Source organism: uncultured Maribacter sp. (assembly GCF_963977385.1).
Classification (GTDB): Bacteria; Bacteroidota; Bacteroidia; order Flavobacteriales; family Flavobacteriaceae; genus Maribacter.
The window spans coordinates 12,002-31,768 of the sequence record NZ_CAXBOU010000022.1; the positions used below are offsets into that span (position 1 = coordinate 12,002).

Annotated in this window: 17 protein-coding genes; 6 read left to right on the plus strand and 11 right to left on the minus strand. The window is 34.1% G+C overall.

Features of this window, described 5'->3' with window-relative positions; all coding sequences use genetic code 11:
• Positions 1-49 precede the first annotated feature (49 nt).
• The 11 genes from AAC084_RS18690 to AAC084_RS18740 form a co-directional block, all read right to left on the minus strand.
• Positions 50-1,639: an amidohydrolase family protein gene (locus tag AAC084_RS18690; RefSeq protein WP_339841797.1), complete on the minus strand. Its 1,590-nt coding sequence runs from the start codon at positions 1,637-1,639 to the stop codon at positions 50-52.
• Between the two features lie 113 nt (positions 1,640-1,752).
• Complete coding sequence (locus tag AAC084_RS18695) at positions 1,753-2,670, minus strand: sensor histidine kinase (RefSeq protein ID WP_339841798.1); 918 nt, start codon at positions 2,668-2,670, stop codon at positions 1,753-1,755.
• A 604-nt stretch (positions 2,671-3,274) separates the two neighbouring features.
• On the minus strand, positions 3,275-6,637 hold the full coding sequence (secA, locus tag AAC084_RS18700; RefSeq protein WP_339841799.1) for a preprotein translocase subunit SecA: 3,363 nt from the start codon (positions 6,635-6,637) through the stop codon (positions 3,275-3,277).
• 217 nt (positions 6,638-6,854) lie between these two features.
• On the minus strand, positions 6,855-7,079 hold the full coding sequence (locus AAC084_RS18705) for a DUF2795 domain-containing protein (protein WP_027064442.1): 225 nt from the start codon (positions 7,077-7,079) through the stop codon (positions 6,855-6,857).
• 135 nt (positions 7,080-7,214) lie between these two features.
• Positions 7,215-7,790: a cob(I)yrinic acid a,c-diamide adenosyltransferase gene (locus AAC084_RS18710; RefSeq protein ID WP_339841800.1), complete on the minus strand. Its 576-nt coding sequence runs from the start codon at positions 7,788-7,790 to the stop codon at positions 7,215-7,217.
• A gap of 69 nt (positions 7,791-7,859) precedes the next feature.
• Positions 7,860-8,006, minus strand: coding sequence for a hypothetical protein (locus AAC084_RS18715; RefSeq protein WP_339841801.1), 147 nt, complete (start codon positions 8,004-8,006; stop codon positions 7,860-7,862).
• Between the two features lie 30 nt (positions 8,007-8,036).
• Positions 8,037-8,417 carry a hypothetical protein gene (locus tag AAC084_RS18720; RefSeq protein ID WP_339841802.1) on the minus strand — a complete coding sequence of 127 codons (381 nt, stop codon included), beginning with the start codon at positions 8,415-8,417 and terminating at the stop codon, positions 8,037-8,039.
• A 257-nt stretch (positions 8,418-8,674) separates the two neighbouring features.
• Positions 8,675-8,935: a hypothetical protein gene (locus AAC084_RS18725; protein ID WP_339841803.1), complete on the minus strand. Its 261-nt coding sequence runs from the start codon at positions 8,933-8,935 to the stop codon at positions 8,675-8,677.
• 326 nt (positions 8,936-9,261) lie between these two features.
• Positions 9,262-9,522, minus strand: a complete 261-nt coding sequence (locus tag AAC084_RS18730; RefSeq protein WP_339841804.1) for a hypothetical protein — start codon at positions 9,520-9,522, stop codon at positions 9,262-9,264.
• Positions 9,523-9,685: 163 nt separating this feature from the next.
• Entirely contained in the window at positions 9,686-11,551 is a 1,866-nt protein-coding gene (locus AAC084_RS18735) for an ABC-F family ATP-binding cassette domain-containing protein (RefSeq protein ID WP_339841805.1), read from the minus strand.
• A gap of 18 nt (positions 11,552-11,569) precedes the next feature.
• Positions 11,570-12,754: a DUF4105 domain-containing protein gene (locus AAC084_RS18740; RefSeq protein ID WP_339841806.1), complete on the minus strand. Its 1,185-nt coding sequence runs from the start codon at positions 12,752-12,754 to the stop codon at positions 11,570-11,572.
• 246 nt (positions 12,755-13,000) lie between these two features.
• On the opposite strand from AAC084_RS18740, the gene AAC084_RS18745 reads away from it, so the two are divergent.
• The 6 genes from AAC084_RS18745 to AAC084_RS18770 all read left to right on the plus strand — a co-directional run bounded on the left by AAC084_RS18745 (position 13,001) and on the right by AAC084_RS18770 (position 19,756).
• On the plus strand, positions 13,001-13,738 hold the full coding sequence (locus AAC084_RS18745; RefSeq protein WP_339841807.1) for a CDP-alcohol phosphatidyltransferase family protein: 738 nt from the start codon (positions 13,001-13,003) through the stop codon (positions 13,736-13,738).
• A gap of 31 nt (positions 13,739-13,769) precedes the next feature.
• The gene (locus tag AAC084_RS18750) at positions 13,770-14,291 is read left to right on the plus strand and encodes a DinB family protein (protein ID WP_339841808.1); all 522 of its coding nucleotides are present in this window, start codon (positions 13,770-13,772) and stop codon (positions 14,289-14,291) included.
• A gap of 21 nt (positions 14,292-14,312) precedes the next feature.
• Positions 14,313-15,386, plus strand: a complete 1,074-nt coding sequence (locus AAC084_RS18755; RefSeq protein WP_339841809.1) for an FAD-dependent oxidoreductase — start codon at positions 14,313-14,315, stop codon at positions 15,384-15,386.
• Positions 15,387-15,393: 7 nt separating this feature from the next.
• Positions 15,394-16,338 (plus strand): tRNA-dihydrouridine synthase family protein, encoded by a 945-nt coding sequence (locus tag AAC084_RS18760; protein WP_339841811.1) that lies wholly within the window; start codon positions 15,394-15,396, stop codon positions 16,336-16,338.
• A 45-nt stretch (positions 16,339-16,383) separates the two neighbouring features.
• A complete protein-coding gene (locus AAC084_RS18765) occupies positions 16,384-17,460 on the plus strand; it encodes a serine hydrolase domain-containing protein (protein WP_339841812.1) in 1,077 nt (358 codons plus the stop codon).
• Between the two features lie 115 nt (positions 17,461-17,575).
• Positions 17,576-19,756 carry a B12-binding domain-containing radical SAM protein gene (locus AAC084_RS18770; RefSeq protein ID WP_339841813.1) on the plus strand — a complete coding sequence of 727 codons (2,181 nt, stop codon included), beginning with the start codon at positions 17,576-17,578 and terminating at the stop codon, positions 19,754-19,756.
• Positions 19,757-19,767 lie beyond the last annotated feature (11 nt).

Genomic DNA, 19,767 nt, shown 5'->3' on the forward strand with positions numbered 1-19,767 from the left:
ACAAAAAGCAACTTCGTGCAATTAAAGTACCAGTAAACAAAAGGAAGTATTAATTTTTAATTCCAGGCTGCTTAATTGTATAATTTGATTTGGCCTTGGCCTCATCAACTTGACGTTTTACGTCTGCCAATAGGGCTTTGGAGTCATACACGATTCCGTCTTTAATAGTATATTTTACACCACCAATACGAACCACCTCATTATCATCGGTCAGTTTTATAGCTCCCGTACCATACAATACTTTTAAATTTTGAAGCGGATTTTCTTCTACTACAACAAAGTCTGCTAATTTACCAATAGTCACTGTTCCTAGTTTATCATCTAAGCCTAAGGCTTCTGCTCCGTTTAATGTCGCAGATTGAATAATTTCTAATGGATGAAAGCCCGCTTCACGCATTAACTCGAGTTCACGTATATAGGCAAAACCATAGAGTTGAAATATAAATCCGGAATCGGAGCCTGTGGTTACGCGACCACCTCTATTTTTGTATTCATTGATAAAGGTCATCCAAAGGTCGTAGTTCTTTCTCCATTGAACTTCTTGCTCAGTCCCCCAATCATGCCAGTAAGAGCCATGAGATACTTTGCTAGGTTGATAAAACTCCCAAAGAGAAGGTAATGTATAGTCTTCATGCCACTCGGCACGTCTTGCACGTTGTAAATCCCTACTTGCTTCATAAATATTAAATGTAGGATCCATGGTAAAATCCAATGCCAATAATTCATTCATCACATTGTTCCAATGTTCGGAGTATGGTTCTGCCGCCTGAGCCCATAATTTACCAGCATTTTCAAAACGATGTTGTTCGTTTTGGTAATTATAGTCAAGAGGAAAATCTTGTACTGTTCGATCATCAAATAATGCCTCTGGCAATCCATACCAATGCTCCATAGAAGTTAGCCCTGCTCTTGCCGAATGAAGTACATTCCATCTAGCAACGCTCATTTGTGCGTGATGGCAAGCAGACCCAAGTCCTAATTTTTTATTTTCATCAAGTGCTGCAGCCATAATATCTGGTTCTGCACCAAAAAATTTAATTCCGTCTGCTCCTTTTTTTGCATTCGCTCGTACCCATTCACGAGCTTGATCTGTAGTAGAAATTGGAAGATCGTTCAACGGATTAAAAGACTTGCTTGTTTGCCCAAAAGCGGTATAGGAAATTATACGTGGTGCGATAATTTCATTTCTCTCGCTTTTTCGTTTTAAATCTAGCGTTACATCAATACCTCTTCCGGCAACTTCTCTTACGGTGGTTACCCCATGTGCCATCCAAAGTTTAAAAACATAATCTGGATCGGCACCTTGCGCATCACCTCCAATATGAGTATGCATATCAATAAAGCCTGGCATTAAGTACATGCCTGTACAATCTAGCTCTTTGCCGCCTAATTTTAGTTGAGGTCGTTTAGAATCATCGATGGCTACGCCTGGATATCCCACTACTTTAATATCTTTTATAATATTATTTTCAACGACAATATCAATAGGACCTTGTGGTGGAGCCCCATTCCCGTTAATAAGCATTACCCCTCTAATTATTAATTGAGAGTGTGGGCCATCTCCTTCAAATGATTGGGCATTAATAGTTAGTAAGCCTACGAATGTAATTACCGTAACTAATATTATTTGTTTAAACATAAGGTGGTGGTTTTAGTCAGTTCTTTAAATATAGAGAATATGAAAGTAATGGCGCATGTCATGCGTTAACTTTATTAAAAAAATAATGGACTAGATATTATAGGGATTGGTAATTAAGCAATAGGAGATAGTTGTTGCTTAATTTCTTGGAATTTGATAATGTAATTGGTTCCTTTTTTTAAGGTGTCGCGTTCAATAGTGCCTCTTAATTGGCGAGTAAGATTATGTATTAGTTTTAAACCTAATGATTTTGTGTTTTTATAATTGACAGTTTCAGGAAAACCTATACCATTATCACCTATTTCTAGTATATAACAATTATCGTTTTCAGAATCTTTTTGTAATTTGATGTTGATTTCTCCTTCTTCGTCACCCACTATTCCATATTTTAGAGCATTAGTTAATGACTCATTAATTAATAAACCTAATGGAATGGCTGTGTCTATACCTAATTTAATATCTGGGATATCAATTTTTAAATTAACGTTATTATCGATACCTTTTATCGAGCGAATTAAGTATTCGCTCAATTCTTGGACATAGGATTCATATTCAATGTGGCTAATATCTTTTCGCATGTAGAGCATTTCATGAACCATAGCCATGGCGATAACTCTATTCTGTGTGCCTTTCAAGAGGCCCTTCAGAGGCCCACTTTCAATATTGCGTGACTGAAGACTTAATAAACTTGATACTGTTTGTAAATTATTTTTTACCCTATGGTGTACTTCTTTCAATAAATTTTCTTTTTCATGAACTTGGATAGCCATGGCTTTTTTTGAAGTATAGAGTGCGTTGTATGTTTTTAATAAACTTTTTCCTAATGTGTTTCCTAGAATAAAAACCGAAAATAAAATTGATACAAGGCTAAAGACAGCGCGCGAACTTTCTGGAACAACATTTTCGGTAATTTTTAACTCAGAGATGGTTTGTGTGAAAATTATTAAGACGAGTAAAATTATAATATTTAAATATACTTTACCATATCTACTACTATTGATAAACCCACCAAATGCAATAAGTGGAATCATAAAAATAAAAGGGCTTTGAATGCCGCCGCTATATAAAGTTATTGTAAATGAGGAGATTAAGCCTATAATTGATGAAAAATTGTAGGTGGGTAAAATCTTTTTATGAACCTTAAAGTACTGGAGGTTAATTAAATTTAAAATTCCAAAGCCAAAAAGAGCAAAGGGAATAATATTGGTAATATTTAAAAGAAAATAACATGCTACTCCAAAAAGAATGGAGATAATGCTAGTGGTATAATTTACCCTTAGAAAAAGTTTGGTTTTATCCTGAAGACGCTCCTGGTCAATGGTAAATCCGGGCATAGATATTATTTATGTACTAAAAAAACATACTAATTATGTATTGTAAATCTAATTATGTTTTTATCATTATGCTAGTAAATTTTGTTATTGTGTAACATATTACACTAATCTTTTCGTATTGCTTATATTTTATTTGTGTAATTGCTGTTAAAAAATGAATTGTACAACATTTTATTTTCTAAGGAATCAATTTCTTCGCGGATGTATTATTATCAGGAATTGGATTGATAATTCAACTATGAGGTATGAAAAAAGGCACTCCCTTGTAGGAGTGCCTTTTTAAATGCTGAATGTATTTATTTTAATCTTGGGTCATAACCCAAGTTCCACTTTGAATTAGAGGTTCTGCCTGTTTAAATTTCACAGTCTTACTTTCTCCACTCATTACATTTTTTATGGTAACACGTTCGTTACGACCAATTTTGGGTTGTTCTCTAGTGATCGTTTCTGTGATGGCAGGGCGTTGTCCTTGAGTTTGACCCACGGCTCTACTTTGGGCTGCCATTTCATCACTATTAGGAATTTCCTCTTTGCTCATTTGTAAATTTTCTTTCGAACGGCGAATATTCTTTTCCTCTTGAATGGCATTTGTATTTTCAGAAGGCAATTCTCCTTTGAACAAGAATGAAATTACTTCTTTGTTCACTTTCTCTATCATTGATTTAAAAAGTTCAAAAGCTTCGAACTTATAAATTAATAAAGGGTCTTTTTGTTCGTGAACTGCTAATTGTACCGATTGTTTCAACTCATCCATCTTACGAAGATGCGTTTTCCACGAGTCATCAATAATAGCTAGTGAAATGTTTTTTTCAAAATCGGTAATTAATTGTTTACCATTTGTATCATAAGCTTCTTGAAGATTGGTTACAACATTCAAGCTTTTAATTCCGTCGGTAAATGGTACTACAATACGCTCAAAATTGTTCGCATTATCTTCATGTACTTTTTTAATTACAGGAAAGGCAGATGCGGCATTACGTTCCATTTTATTATTATAATGGTCGTAAGCAGCTTTGTAAATTTTACCTGTTATTTCTTGAGCACCCAATTTTCCAAAATCAGCTTCATCAACTGGCGATGTCATAGAGAAATATTTAATCAGCTCAAATTCCAGATTCTTATAATCACTGGCAGCTTTATTACCTTCTACGATAACTTCACAAGTATCATAGATCATATTGGCAATATCAAGTTTTAAACGCTCACCTTGTAATGCATGACGCCTTCTTTTATAGACTACCTCACGCTGTGCGTTCATAACATCATCATATTCTAATAATCGCTTACGTACACCAAAGTTATTTTCCTCAACTTTTTTCTGAGCACGTTCAATAGACTTGGTCATCATACTATGTTGAATAACCTCACCATCTTCTAAGCCCATCTTATCCATCATTTTAGCAACTCTATCAGAACCGAATAAACGCATAAGGTTATCTTCTAAAGAAACATAGAATTGTGAGCTCCCTGGATCTCCTTGTCGCCCTGAACGTCCACGTAGCTGTCTGTCTACACGTCTAGAGTCATGTCGTTCTGTACCGATTATGGCAAGTCCACCCGCTTTTTTAACAGCATCAGACAATTTAATATCCGTACCACGACCTGCCATGTTGGTGGCGATAGTCACAATACCGGCATTACCTGCTTCTGCAACAACATCAGCTTCTTTCTTGTGAAGCTTTGCGTTCAATACATTATGAGGAACTTTACGAACACTCAATAATTTGGATAATAACTCAGATATTTCTACCGAAGTGGTACCGATAAGTACTGGTCTGCCAGATTTACTTATTTTGGTTACCTCTTCAATAATTGCATTGTACTTTTCTCTTTTTGTCTTGTAAATTAAATCGTTACGGTCATCTCTGGCAATAGGTCTATTGGTTGGAATTTCCATTACATCTAATTTATAGATTTCCCAAAATTCACCAGCCTCTGTAACAGCGGTACCTGTCATACCTGACAGTTTGCTGTACATTCTAAAATAGTTTTGTAATGTAACTGTAGCAAAAGTTTGTGTCAACGCTTCAATTTTCACGTTTTCTTTAGCCTCAATTGCTTGATGTAAGCCATCTGAATACCTACGGCCATCCATTATACGACCAGTTTGCTCGTCAACAATCATCACCTTATTATCCATAACCACATATTCAGTGTCTTTTTCAAAAAGGGTATATGCCTTTAATAATTGACTCATTGTATGAATACGCTCACTCTTAATGGTAAAGTCTTTAAAAAGTTCTTCCTTAAGTTCTGCTTCTTTTTCAATTTCAAGATTTTGGTTTTCAATCTTCGCGATTTCACCACCAATATCTGGCATTACAAAGAAGTCTCTGTTTTCTTCGCCAGAAATATAATCAACACCTTTATCTGTCAATTCAATCTGGTTATTCTTTTCATCGATTACGAATAATAGGTCTTCATCTACCTTTGGCATTTCCCTATTATTATCCTGCATATAAAAATTCTCGGTTTTCTGAAGTAGTTGCTTAACTCCTTCTTCACTCAAAAATTTGATTAGTGCTTTATTTTTAGGTAACCCTCTGAAAACACGTAGTAAAAGAAAACCACCCTCTTTAGTATCGCCTTCTGCAATAAGCTTTTTAGCTTCAGCTAAAATTCCTGTTAAGTGTTGACGTTGTTTTTGAACAATTTCACCAACCTTAGGTTTTAGCTCATTAAATTCATGACGATCACCTTCTGGTACAGGGCCAGAAATAATTAAAGGTGTACGGGCATCATCAACCAAAACAGAATCGACCTCATCGACAATCGCATAGTTTTGCGGGCGTTGCACTAAGTCTTTAGGTGTGTGCGCCATATTATCCCTTAGGTAATCGAAACCAAATTCATTATTGGTACCATAAGTAATATCTGCATTGTAAGCAGCACGTCTACCATCAGAATTGGGTCTGTGATGATCAATACAGTCTACAGAAAGGCCATGAAATTGAAATATTGGAGCCATCCAAGCGCTATCTCTTTTTGCTAGGTAATCATTAACGGTAACCAAGTGAGCTCCATTTCCGCTTAATGCATTTAAATACAGGGCTAGTGTAGCAACAAGAGTTTTACCTTCACCAGTATGCATTTCAGCAATTTTGCCTTGGTGCATGGCAATACCACCTATAAGTTGTACATCATAATGTACCATATCCCAAGTAACTTCCTTACCGGCAGCGTTCCAGGAATTTTTCCATATAGCATCGGCGCCTTCTAATGTGACATAATCATTAAAACCTGACAATGTTCTGTCATATTCTGATGCTGTCACCTTTAAAGTTTCATTGTTTGCAAAGCGCTTGGCAGTTTCTTTAACAACGGCAAATGCTTCTGGTAATAGTTCATTTAAGGTTACTTCTGAGATGGTGTAAGCTTCCTCTTTAAGTTTGTCTATTTCCGTATAAATATCTTCGTTCTTATCAATATCGGTAGAGTTTTTAACTTCTTCCTCTAAGGTATTTATTTGGTCAGTTATATCTTTATAAGAATCTTGAATTATTTTCTTAAATTCTATGGTTTTCTGCCTAAGTTCATCATGGCTAAGGCTTTCAAGCTGCGATTCGAATGACTTTATCTGATCTACTAAAGGCTGTAATTCCTTTACATCTTTTTGTGATTTATCACCAACGAATGCCTTTAGGATGGAATTAATGAAACTCATATATTTTAAACTATTAGAATTGAAATCTACTTTGCCTGTAAAATAGGTAAAGGTGATTTTCAAAATATTATAGAGACGACAAATATGGCCGACGCTGTAAAAGAGCAAAAGGTATTCCAGTCTTGCTTTTTGAGCTGTTTAACCTAATAACCTGCCAAAATTACATAAAAAAAAAGCCCCCGAGGAGACTTTTAAGTAGTTATTGTGATATCGAATATTAATATTCGTCCTCGTTCCAGAGGTAGTCTTCTTCCGTTGGGTAGTCAGGCCAAATCTCTTCTATAGATTCATATATCTCGCCACCTTCTTCTTCCATAGATTGTAAATTTTCTACGACTTCTAGAGGGGCTCCAGTTCTGATGGAGTAATCTATTAACTCATCTTTACTTGCCGGCCAAGGTGCATCACTTAAATAAGACGCTAATTCTAATGTCCAATACATAGTAATTGTTTGATTTTAAATTTTTTGCAAAAGTAATTTTTAAATCGAGACAGCCAAGAAATTATTAATAAATTTTAATTTTATCTCTAATTTTTTTTGCATTTGTTAATTGATAACGAATAAATAATGGATTTATTAGTCCTTTTTTTTAGGAACCCATTTTATTTCATTCGCCTTTAAATTATACGACAATTTCCGTGCCAACACAAATAAATAATCAGAAAGCCTATTTAAAAAGGAAAGTACATTACTATCGAAAGGTTCGTTTTCAAATAATAATGTTGATATACGTTCTGCCCTTCTACAAACTGTTCTAGCTATATGACAGTATGACACTGTGGTATGACCGCCAGGTAAAATAAAATTGGTCATTTGTGGTAATTGGCTGTCCATTTCGTCTATGGAAATTTCTAAAAAGTTGATTTCTTCAGTACCTACTTTTGTAATTTTTAAGCGTTGCTTGCCATTTTTAAGAACTTCTTTTTCTGGGTCTGTAGCTAATATGGCGCCAACAGTAAACAAATGTTTTTGTATGGTTATTAGTTGCTGCTTGCTATTTTGGTCAACATTTTGGTCTCGAATAAGGCCTAACCAAGAATTTAACTCATCTACTGTACCATAGCTATCTATGCGAATGTGATGCTTTGGTACCCGAGTTCCACCAAAAAGGCCTGTTGTACCATCATCTCCTGTTTTGGTATATATTTTCATTCTGTGAATTAAAGAAAATTGTGAAGTAGATTAAATTTTATTTATAAAAGATTAGAATTTTCTATTCGATTAATTGTCCTTTTTTTCTTTTCGCTCATAATCACCCATGAACTTTCTTGATTTTCGGTCATTAGATTTACCTCGACTGGTAATACGAATAGCTAAATAAATAGCAAATACGACTCCCAGAATTATATATATGGTATTACTGTTCATTAAAAATTACTTTAGTTTAAAATTACTGGTTTATATCCGTATTTTAAAATGTTCCTTCACTTGTTCTTTCCTGAAAAATAATACACCGCAATAAAACAAATCTATAGTAACTCGAACATGTTCTGATTTCTTTAGTCTTTTCCAATTATCGGCGCAAACTCCATCTCTATATATACCATCTAACAACACCATAGTGTCATTTTGTAGTTGGTTAGTATTGATTTCTTCGGATAAAAAATCAGAGATACTGCCAAATATAATATCAGCATTTAAATTGGTAGCCGAAATTTCTGGACAATTAGAACTAAGAACGCGTTCAAGAGCTTTATACGGTCTTAATAGTCGTATTGATTTATACTTAAAATAGTTGATGCTTTTAACCAGTATTCTTATGGTTATGGGTAGTTTCAAATAATCCTTTTTATAAAGACATTTGGTCACATAATTATAGACAAATGGCGAATGAACCCCATGTTGATTGGTAGCTGATAAATAGAATTTGATTAAGGATATAAAGCGAAACACGAATTACTTTTTCAATTTTTGTCAAAAGTAATGATAGTGTTGCAACTTAGAATTGTAACGGTAAAGATTAATACTTGAAAAGTAGTAGGTAATGGAAAGAAATTGGGTAGGTAAAAGATTAGGGTGAAAAGGATTTTGTATAATTATGAAAGTTTAGCGCTGTTCAATTTGGTGGTGAATTCTAAAGCTTTAATTACTCTGTTGTTTTTGTTCTTGTATAATCTAGCAACCTTTATTGTATTTTTAGTTTCTAAGGTAGGTGTGATAGTATTGGTAGTTTCAACTGTTTGGCTCATTTCAACTGGTGCAGCTTCAATCTCCAAAGAAACGTTCTCATTGTTTGCTTGCGCTTGAGCTAAGAAAGTAGTGAAGAAAAGAACAGTTAAAAGGATAATTGATTTCATAACATTTGTTTTACACTGCTAAAGTACAGGCATAAACAAACATAATTTGGTGTATATAGTTGGGCAGCATTTTACTGTAGACGAATGGTGAAAATCGTACGACTACTACTTTTTGTAATTGCCGTAGATAACTAAGTATTAGGGGATGAAATGATGCTCAGGTCTTATATTTACTTATGATGTTTATCGTTGAGACTTAGTGTTGTAATTATTTAGATGCTATTTAATTTATTGTTGAGTTTTGGTAGCAAAAGAAATTTAAAAGTAAGTTATGGTAAGATATTGGGGGTAGGTTTAATTTGGGGCGAAAGGGAATTAAGTTATTACTAAGAAAGTTTAGCGCTATTCAATTTAGTTGAGAATTTTAAAGCTTTAATTATTCTGTTATTTTTGTTCTTGTATAATCTAGCAACTTCCATTGTGTTTTGAATTTCTAAGGTAGGTGTGATAGTATTGGTAGTTTCAATTGTTTGAACCATTTCAACTGGTGCAGCTTCAATCTCCATAGAAACGTTCTCATTGTTAGCTTGCGCTTGCGCTAAGAAAGTAGTGAAGAAAAGAACAGTTAAAAGGATAATTGATTTCATAACATTTGTTTTACACTGCTAAAGTACAGGCATAAACAAACATAATTTGGTGTATATAGTTGGGCAGCATTTTACTGTAGACGAATGGTAAATTTCACTCGTCTACTATTTTTTGGAAGTAGTAAAATGTGTTGTGAAGTCTAAGTTTTAATGGTGTATAGTCCTACATAATTGCTGAAAGCTCGAACCAGCGTTCAGTTTTACCTTCAATTGAATCGGTTAGTTCTTTTAATTCAATAGACAACGCTTTAATGTCATCGCCACTCAATGAACCATCTGTGAATTTCTCTTGGAGAGTTACTTTTTGTTTTTCCAATTTCTGAATTTCACGTTCTAGTTTTTTATACTCCTGTTGCTCTGCATAGGAGACTTTTGGAGTAGTATCCGGCTCTTTCCAATTAGTCTTCGTAGAACTTTGAATTTCTTTTTGTTCTCTTTTTTCTTGAATTTGGCTGTCTTCGTAAGCTCTGTAATCTGAATAGTTACCCGGGAAATCTTCTACAACTGCATCTCCTCTAAATACAAATAAGTGATCTACGATTTTATCCATAAAGTAACGGTCGTGAGAAACTACCAAAAGACATCCTTGAAAATCCATCAAGAAACTTTCTAATACATTAAGCGTTACAATATCTAAATCATTTGTAGGTTCATCTAAAATTAAGAAGTTAGGATTTTGTATTAATATGGTGCATAAATAAAGACGCTTACGTTCACCACCACTCAATTTATCGACAAAGTCGTATTGTTTCTTTCTGTCGAACAGAAAACGCTCTAGAAGTTGTTGTGCCGATATCTGCTTACCCTTCATTAAAGGAATGTATTCGCCAAACTCACGAATAACGTCAATAACTTTTTGACCAGCTTTTATTTCAATTCCCTTTTGTGTGTAATAACCAAATTTGATGGTGTCGCCAACAATTACTTTTCCACTATCTGGTTGATCACGGCCACTTAGAATATTTAGAAAGGTAGATTTACCAGTTCCGTTCTTGCCAATAATACCTATTCTTTCCCCTTTTTGAAAAACATATTCGAATTTATCTAGAATTGGCTTGCCAGGATATGATTTTGATATTTTATGAAGTTCAAGAATTTTGCTGCCCACACGTTCCATATTAAGTTCTAATTGAACTTGATGGTCTTTTCTTCGTTGACTTGCCTTGTCTTTTATAACTGCAAAGTCATCTATTCTTGACTTAGATTTGGTAGTACGGGCCTTGGGTTGCCTTCTCATCCAATCTAATTCTTTCTTAAATAGTAATTCTGTTTTATGTTGCTCGGTTGCCTCTTGTTCAATACGGGCTTCCTTTTTTTCTAAGTAGTAAGAATAATTTCCTTTATAAGGATATAACTTACCGTTTTCCAATTCTATAATCTCATTACAAACACGCTCTAAAAAGTAACGGTCATGTGTTACCATAAAGAGAGTCATATTTTCTCTAGCAAAAAATTCCTCTAACCATTCAATCATTTCTAAATCTAAATGGTTGGTAGGTTCATCTAAAATTAAAAGATCTGGTTTGTTTATCAAGGCATTTGCCAAAGCCAAACGTTTTTTTTGTCCACCAGAAAGTTTATCTACTTTGGCGTGCAAATCATCAAGTTTTAACTTTGATAGAATCTGCTTGTATTGGGTTTCAAAATCCCAAGCTTCAAAACGGTCCATAGCTTCAAAAGCTTTCTGATATGCGTCTGCATCCTCAGGATTTAGCAATGCTTTTTCGTAATTCGCTAAAACCTGTAAAATCTCATTATCTGAAGCGAAAATAGTTTCTTCAACTGTTAAATTGGGGTCCATAACAGGTTCCTGCGCCAAAAAGGAAACACGTGTAGATTTTCGATAATTTACTTGTCCAGTATCAGGAGTGTCAGCTCCAGAAAGGATATTTAGAATGGAAGTTTTTCCAGTACCGTTTTTAGCGATTAAGGCAATTTTTTGGTCTTTATTGATACCAAAAGATAGGTTTTCAAAAAGCACCAATTCGCCATAGGATTTAGAAATATTTTCAACGGTAAGTAGATTCATGTATGGTTGATTGATTTTTTATTTTTTAGTTAGATATTTACTTTTAAAGTAATATATCAGAAATAAGTAACGAATAGTTAATGCTATAATTACTAAGATTAATAATATGGAAAACACCTGAATTTTAAACATCCAAAGAATAGAAGTGACACCTAATAATATGGTAAGAAATATGATGTAAGTGATAATCCACTCAGGAATCTCTTTTTTCATCACCATATATGCTATAATTAAGTTTGGCGCAAAAGCCCACAGCGAATTAAAATTTGCTTTGGTAGCTAAATGGTCTGTACCAAACCAAAGAAATAAGATTAAAATACCGGACAAACCTGTTAGAAGAAATAATGAAAAATCTAACCATTTATTTCGTCGAAAATTTTTATAATCGGTGTAGGTAATATAAGCCACCAAACATAAAAGAAGTACTAACCAAAAGGCAGGTGTAAGAAAAATGATACTATGGTCTTCCTGTTCAGGAATATCTAATAATAAAGTTTCTTTTTTAACTATTGGTTTACCATTTAAAGTCGTGTGCTTCATTTGCCGATACACATAAATAGGTAAGAATAAATGTTCGTAAGGCGTTGCTTTTCTATCAATTACTGAGCCTAGAGCAAGGTCGATACCAAAATTAGACCATGTATTTGGGTTTAATTTTAGTCGAATTAATTCGCGAAATGTTAATTGGTTTTCTAAATAATTATAATCGAATTCAAAGCCGTTGCCTAAAGTTTTCTCAAAGACCATAGGTATTCTAGTGGCACAATTATCGAACAAAAAATCATATTTATATCTCTTGTTTTCTGGTAATAAGTTGTGTTCTAAAAAAGCAACAATCTGTGTTCGTTGTTGCAGGTTTAAATCTAATTGCTGCTCTCTTATCCAACGTTTTTCTTGTTGGTAAGAGTAATCGAAGTATTTGAATGGAATTCTCGAAATGGTATATGCTAGCTTACCTCTGGTGAAATTCAGATAAAAATTAGGGTCTTCAAAATCATAAGTGCCATACCCATATACTTCATCAATGCCTAATGTGGGATCTTGTAGTCTTATTGCACTATGCCCAAACTTAGCAGCTAAATCTTCTCCCGTGCCAACGGTCAATAAACTGATTTTCGATAATGGAGAGAGTTCTGCATTTTGAGAATGTCCCAAAAATGCAGTAAAAAGTAGAATTAAAAAAAAAATGGTTTTTTTGAACATACCTTTACCAACTCATAGCAGCTGCAAAGATGCGAATAATAAGATATTTAATTCCAAAAGCTTTTATAATTTACTGGTTGAACCAGATGTTGATTAAGTCTTTCACTTAAAACTAGTTTTAGTTTATTGGTTTAAAACCTAGAACCAATAGAATTATCTTATTTTTATAGCAGATTATATATTAGAGATTTCTTTTATTTCTCTAATCAAGAACAAAACAATTGTTTCGTCCAAAGTCAGATTCTTATGAAAAAACATATTCCTAATTTTATTACGCTGTTGAATGTTTTCTGTGGCTGTGTAGCTACTTTATTTGCAGTTTTAAATCGATTAGAAATCGCGGCTATCTTTGTTGCTCTGGGAATTTTCTTTGATTTTTTTGATGGACTTGCAGCTAGGGTGTTAGATGTTAAAAGCGAATTGGGACTACAGTTAGATTCTTTAGCAGATATGATTACAAGTGGTTTGGTTCCAGGGATTGTGATGTTTCAATTATTAGCAATGTCACAGACAGATGGTTGGGGAGATGGCTCACACTTTTTTATGAATTCGGGTGAATTTAAGTTAATGCACCTTTTACCCTTTTTTGGATTTATAATTACCATGGCATCGGGATATCGATTAGCCAAATTTAATATTGATGAAAATCAAACATCATCCTTTATTGGATTGCCAACACCGGCAAATGCCCTTTTAATTCTTTCATTGCCACTCATTTTATTGTATCAAAACAATGATGTATTGAACAGTCTTATTCTTAATCAATGGTTTCTAATTGGTCTTACTATAATCAGTGCTTATCTTTTAAATTGTAGTATACCTTTATTTGCTTTAAAGTTTAAGAATACCAGCTTTAAGGATAATGCCATGCGTTATATCTTTTTAATTATTAGTGTAGTACTGATAGTTACCATGAAATTTATGGCTATACCACTAATTATTCTTTTCTACATAATAAGTTCTTTTGTACAAGAGAGACTTTAATACAGGTTTATAATAAAAAAAACGAAGTACTATGGATAGCGTAGATGACGATTTAGAGTTTTGGTTAAGCGGACCAATACCCAACATACCTGCTGTATTACAGCCAGCCGCCCATGCTTTGCTACAATCTGAGCGGGAGTTGAAAAAGTATACTGCAGATTTTCCAAAAGAACTTTTATGGGCTAAAGTGGCAGGTAGGGCTTCGGTTGGTTTTCATATGAATCATATAACCGGAGTTTTAGATAGAATGTTGACTTATGCCAAGGGTGATTCTTTATCTGTAGAGCAGTTCAATTTTCTTAAACAGGAGGGGACGTTTAATTTAGAAACGGAAGTTGAACAATTATGTAAGCAGTTCTCATTAAAAGTGGCAGAGGCTTTACGCTATTTCGAAACAATATCAGAAAACAGTCTTACTGAAAAAAGAACAGTAGGTAGAAAGCAATTACCTTCAACCGTTATCGGTCTACTGTTTCATGCTGCAGAACATAGTCAACGCCATATTGGTCAGTTGCTAGTTTCAGTGAGTGTTTTGCAATCTAAGATTTCTTAATCGGTAGTTAATTAGAATTATTTGGAGATAATAAATAAAACGATTTTAATTGTGGGTGCTGGTTTAACCGGACTTTTAACTGCATATCGGTTACAACAACTAGGGTATATTGTTACGATTGTTGAAGCTCGAGACCGAATAGGAGGTAGAATTCACACATTACAATCAGGTAATGCAAAAATTGAAATGGGCGCAACTTGGTTCAATGATAGTCATTACTATTTAAAAGAGATTATTGAAGAATTTAGGGTTTCCTTTTTTGAACAATTTTTAACTGGTATTTCTTATTTTCAAACATTTTCTAATGTGCCTCCTCAAGAAATTGCAGTTCCGAACGATAGCCCTAGTTATAGATTTAAGAACGGGACAATAGATTTGTTAGAGGTGATTTATAATAAGTTAGAACCAAATACGGTTAGCTTAAATGAACCTATTTTGAGAATCGATTTTCAAAAAGATAAGGTGCAAGTCACTACGACAATACGAAATTTAGAAGCAGATATTATAATTACTACTTTGCCACCTGCTGCATTAATAGACCAAATAGAATTTTCACCAGCTTTGCCGAATGAGTTAGTTTCATTGGCCGAGCAAACCCACACGTGGATGCAAGATTCTTTAAAAGTTGCGATAACATATGATAGGCCATTTTGGCGAGAACAAGGTAAATCGGGAACCATATTTAGTAATGTTGGTCCGCTTACAGAATTTTACGACCAATCGAATTTGGAAAATGAATCTTATGCACTTGTAGGTTTTGCATCTGGTAGTTGTGCGCGTTTTACAAAAGAACAGCGTATAGAGAAAATAGAAGCACAATTGAAAATGGTTTTTGGGGAAGAGGCGTTGCAGTATGAATCTTACCAAGAAACTGCTTGGCATCAAGAAGAGTTTACCAAATCCAACAGACAGGCTGATAATTTATTTCCGCATCAAAACGGCGGAAATTCACTTTATCAAGAACCTTTGTTTGGTGATAAATTATTTATTTCAGGTTCAGAAACCTCAAAACATCACTCTGGTTACATGGAAGGCGCTATTTTTGCAGCTGAATCTGTTGTTGCAAAACTTAAGAACTTGCAACTAACGCAGTAATACATACATGTCAGTTACCTTATTATCATCCCCATTACAGGGTTTTACCGATTTTAGATTTCGAAATGCATTCCATAAATATTTTGGAGGTATTGATACGTTCTATGCGCCATACATTCGATTGAATGGTAAAATGGTCATCAAGAATTCTTATCAAAAAGATTTACAGCCAGAAAATAATACCACTTTAGAAGTTATACCACAGGTAATGACTGGTGATGCCGATGAATTTTTATTCGTAGTAAAGTATATTCAAAGTTTAGGGTATACTGAACTGAACTGGAATTTAGGTTGCCCTTACCCTATGGTGACTAAACAAGGTATGGGTAGCGGACTAATTTGTAATCCAGAGAAAATTGACCATATTTTAAAACGTGCTCATGAAGAAACTGATGTAACGGTTTCTATGAAAATGAGAATGGGCTATGAAAATGCTGAGGAAATTTTAGATGTATTTCCTATTTTGGATAAATATCCTTTAAAGAATATTGCCATTCATGCCCGTATTGGAAAGCAGTTATATAAAGGGGGCGTAGATTTAGATGCTTTTCAGCGCTGTGTTGAAAATACCAAACATACGTTATACTATAATGGTGACATTACTTCGGTCGGTAAGTATAAAGAAATGAAAGAGCGATTTCCTACTATTGACCATTTTATGATGGGTAGAGGTCTGATTGCAGACCCATTTTTGCCTAGTATGATTAAAAATAATACAACCGAATACCCAAATGACCGTTGGAAGATTTTCTCTGAATTTCATGATACTATTTATCAGCAGTATGACGAAGCATTATCAGGACCAACACCTATTAAAATGAAAATGCAGGGATTTTGGGAATATTTTTCCCAGTCGTTTTCGAATCCACACAAAGCTTTTAAGAAAATTAAGAAAGCTAATAACCCTAGAGCGTATCAGCAAGCGGTACGTGAGATTTTGAATGCTAAATAGTTTAGATTAACCTTATCTTAGGTGAGATCATCTCAATTAAAAATAATGAATTCAAAAATATACTTTGCAATAATTTTTTTATTTATCGGTAGTTTAATTTTCGGTCAATCTAAAGACAGCCAAATAGAAACGTTTCTTGATAGTTTAGATACAACTGGTTTTTCTGGAGCAATTTTGGTTGCACATGATAATAAAATAATTGACAAAAGAGCTTTTGGTCTGGCAAGTATCGAGTATAACATTAAAAACAAGGTTGATACTAAATTCAATCTAGCGTCTATTACAAAAATGTTTACTGCAGTTTCTACATTACAGTTATATGAAAAAGGATTGGTAGACTTGAATATTCCAATTGGGAAATATCTACCAGATTATCCTAATAAACTGGTAAGAGATTCTGTCACAATTCATCAGCTTTTGACACATACTTCAGGACATAATAATAAGGTGAGTTTGTTGGATACAAACAGTTTGAATTTTAAGAGTGTTACCGATTTTGCTAAATTATTTATTAATGATACTTTGCTGTCTAAGCCAGGAACAAAGTATGATTATAGCGGTTCAGGATTTGTTATACTAGGCCTAATCATTGAAAAAGTTAGCAAACAGAATTACTATGATTACGTGAAGGAAAATATATTCAAACCGGCAGATATGACAAACGCTACGGAGTTAGAAATTGATTCGGTAGTTCAAAATAAGGCAAGTGGTTATACAACGTTTTTTGGTGAGAACGTTATTCCTAAAAGGAATGATTATTATCTTTCAAAAGCTTCACCGGCAGGATTTCACTACGCCACAGTTGAAGATTTATTCAAGTTCTCGAAAGCGCTAAGAAATGGAATATTGTTAAAAAGAACAACAACAGAATTAATGTTTGAGCCAAAAGTAATGGGTTACAATACAAATTTGGGATATGGAATCGATATAGACTTGAGATATAATCAAACCATTCAAGGACATAGCGGGGGTTGGTATGGGATACATAATGAACTTATGGATTTTATGGAGGATAAGTATACTGTTGTTATTTTATCTAATATGGATGATAATGGTAAGACGGGAGCTTCAATGGTAGCAGATTTTTTTAGAGTTTTAATTGCTGAAAAGAAGATAGATTAATAAACAGATAAAATTATGGTTTCCCATTAGACTACTATGTGGAAAGTGATATTTTGAATGCTAAATAATCAATAAGGTATCCTTTATCTTTACATCATCCTTATAAAACAGCCTTGTGAAAGACCTCTTATTGATTACGCCTCCTTTTACGCAGTTAAATACACCATATCCGGCTACTGCCTATATTAAAGGTTTTTTAAATACTAAGGATGTTTCATCGTATCAATCAGATTTAGGGATTGAAGTTATTTTAGCCTTATTCAATAAAAATACATTTCAGATAATATTTGAAATGGCTTTTGAAGAAAATTCAATTGTTTCAGAAAATTGCCAACGTATTTATGCACTACGACATGACTACCTAAAAACCTTAGATGCGGTAATTCTTTTTTTGCAAGGGAAAAACGATACACTCGCAAGACAATTATGTACTGATAATTTTTTACCTAGAGCATCGCGTTTTCAACAATTAGATGATTTGGAATGGGCCTTTGGTAATATGGGTATGCAAGATAAAGCCAAGCATTTGGCTACGTTGTATTTAGAAGATTTATCTGATTTTATAGTAGAATGTATCGACCCCAATTTTGGTTTTAGCAGATATGCAGAACGGTTGGGGCGTAGTGCAAATTCATTTGATGAATTATATGATCATATTAACAGCGAACCTACTTTTATCGATGAATTGACGTTAGGTTTATTAACGGAACAATTGAAAGATACTAATCCTAAATTAGTCTGTTTTTCAGTTCCATTTCCTGGTAATCTGTACAGTGCTTTTCGTTGTGCTCAATTTATAAAATCGAAATATCCATCAATTAAAATTGCCATGGGTGGTGGCTTCCCGAATACCGAGTTACGTAGTTTAACCGATGTGCGTGTTTTTGAATTCTTTGATTTTATTTCGTTGGATGATGGGGAACTTCCGCTCGAACTTGTTCATCAGTTTGTGATGAATGGAGAAGGGCAATTAAAACGGACATTTATTTTAGAGGATAACATGGTCGTTTATAAAAACGATAGTCCACGACAAGATTATAAGCAGCAAGAAGTTGGTACTCCTGATTATTCCGATTTATTATTGGATAAATACATTTCTGTCATAGAAATTGCCAACCCCATGCATAGTTTATGGAGCGATGGTCGCTGGAATAAACTGACTATGGCGCACGGTTGTTATTGGGGTAAATGTACCTTTTGTGATATATCATTAGACTACATAAAAATATACGAGCCTGTTGCAGCAAGTCTTTTAGTAGACCGAGTTGAAACCTTGATAGCACAAACTGGTGAATCAGGTTTTCATTTTGTTGACGAAGCGGCTCCACCATCATTAATGAAGGCTTTTGCTTTAGAGGTTTTGAAAAGAAATCTGACCATAACATGGTGGACGAATATTCGTTTTGAAAAGAACTTTACACAAGACCTGTGCTTTTTGTTGAAAGCATCTGGTTGCATTGCAATTTCTGGCGGGTTGGAAGTGGCCTCAGACCGTTTGCTGAAACTCATTGATAAAGGTGTTACTGTGGAGCAAGTAGCACGAGTGACGCGAAATTTAACCGAAGCGAATATCATGGTGCATTCGTATTTAATGTACGGCTACCCAACCCAAACGGTTCAAGAAACGGTAGATAGCTTAGAAATGGTTCGGCAGTTGTTTGAATTGGAAATTATACAATCGGGTTTTTGGCATCAATTTGCTTTAACAGCACATAGTCCGGTTGGGTTGCACCCTGAGGAGTATGGGGTTTCGCCAGATATAAAGAAAATCAGCTTTGCTAATAATGATATTGATTTTCAGGATAAAACAGGTATCGATCATAGTAAATTTAGTTTTGGACTTAAAAAATCACTCTTTAACTTTATGCACGGTATTGGGTTTGATATGACTTTGCAAGAGTGGTTCGATTTTAAGATTCCTTCTACGACTATTACTGCTGATTATATTTATAGTTGTCTACAACAAGAATCGTTGTTAAATACAAAATCATCTGCTAAAATTGTGTGGTTAGGCACCATGCCAATAGCTAATGAACGGATTAAAAAGAAGAAAGGTGCTACTTGGGAACAGTTAAACCTACGCTTTCATACTACGTCTGATATATATAACGTAGTAGTTGATAAAGATAAAGGGAAATGGCTGTTAGCTTCGTTAGACAAAATGAGACCTGAATATAAGTTGATGACTTTTGGCCAGTTAAAGGCCGATTTTGAATTACAATTTGAGGATTTTGAACTTTTTTGGTATTCTAAACAAATAGCTGGTTTACGAGAGCATGGACTTTTGATTTTATAATTTCAAATTAA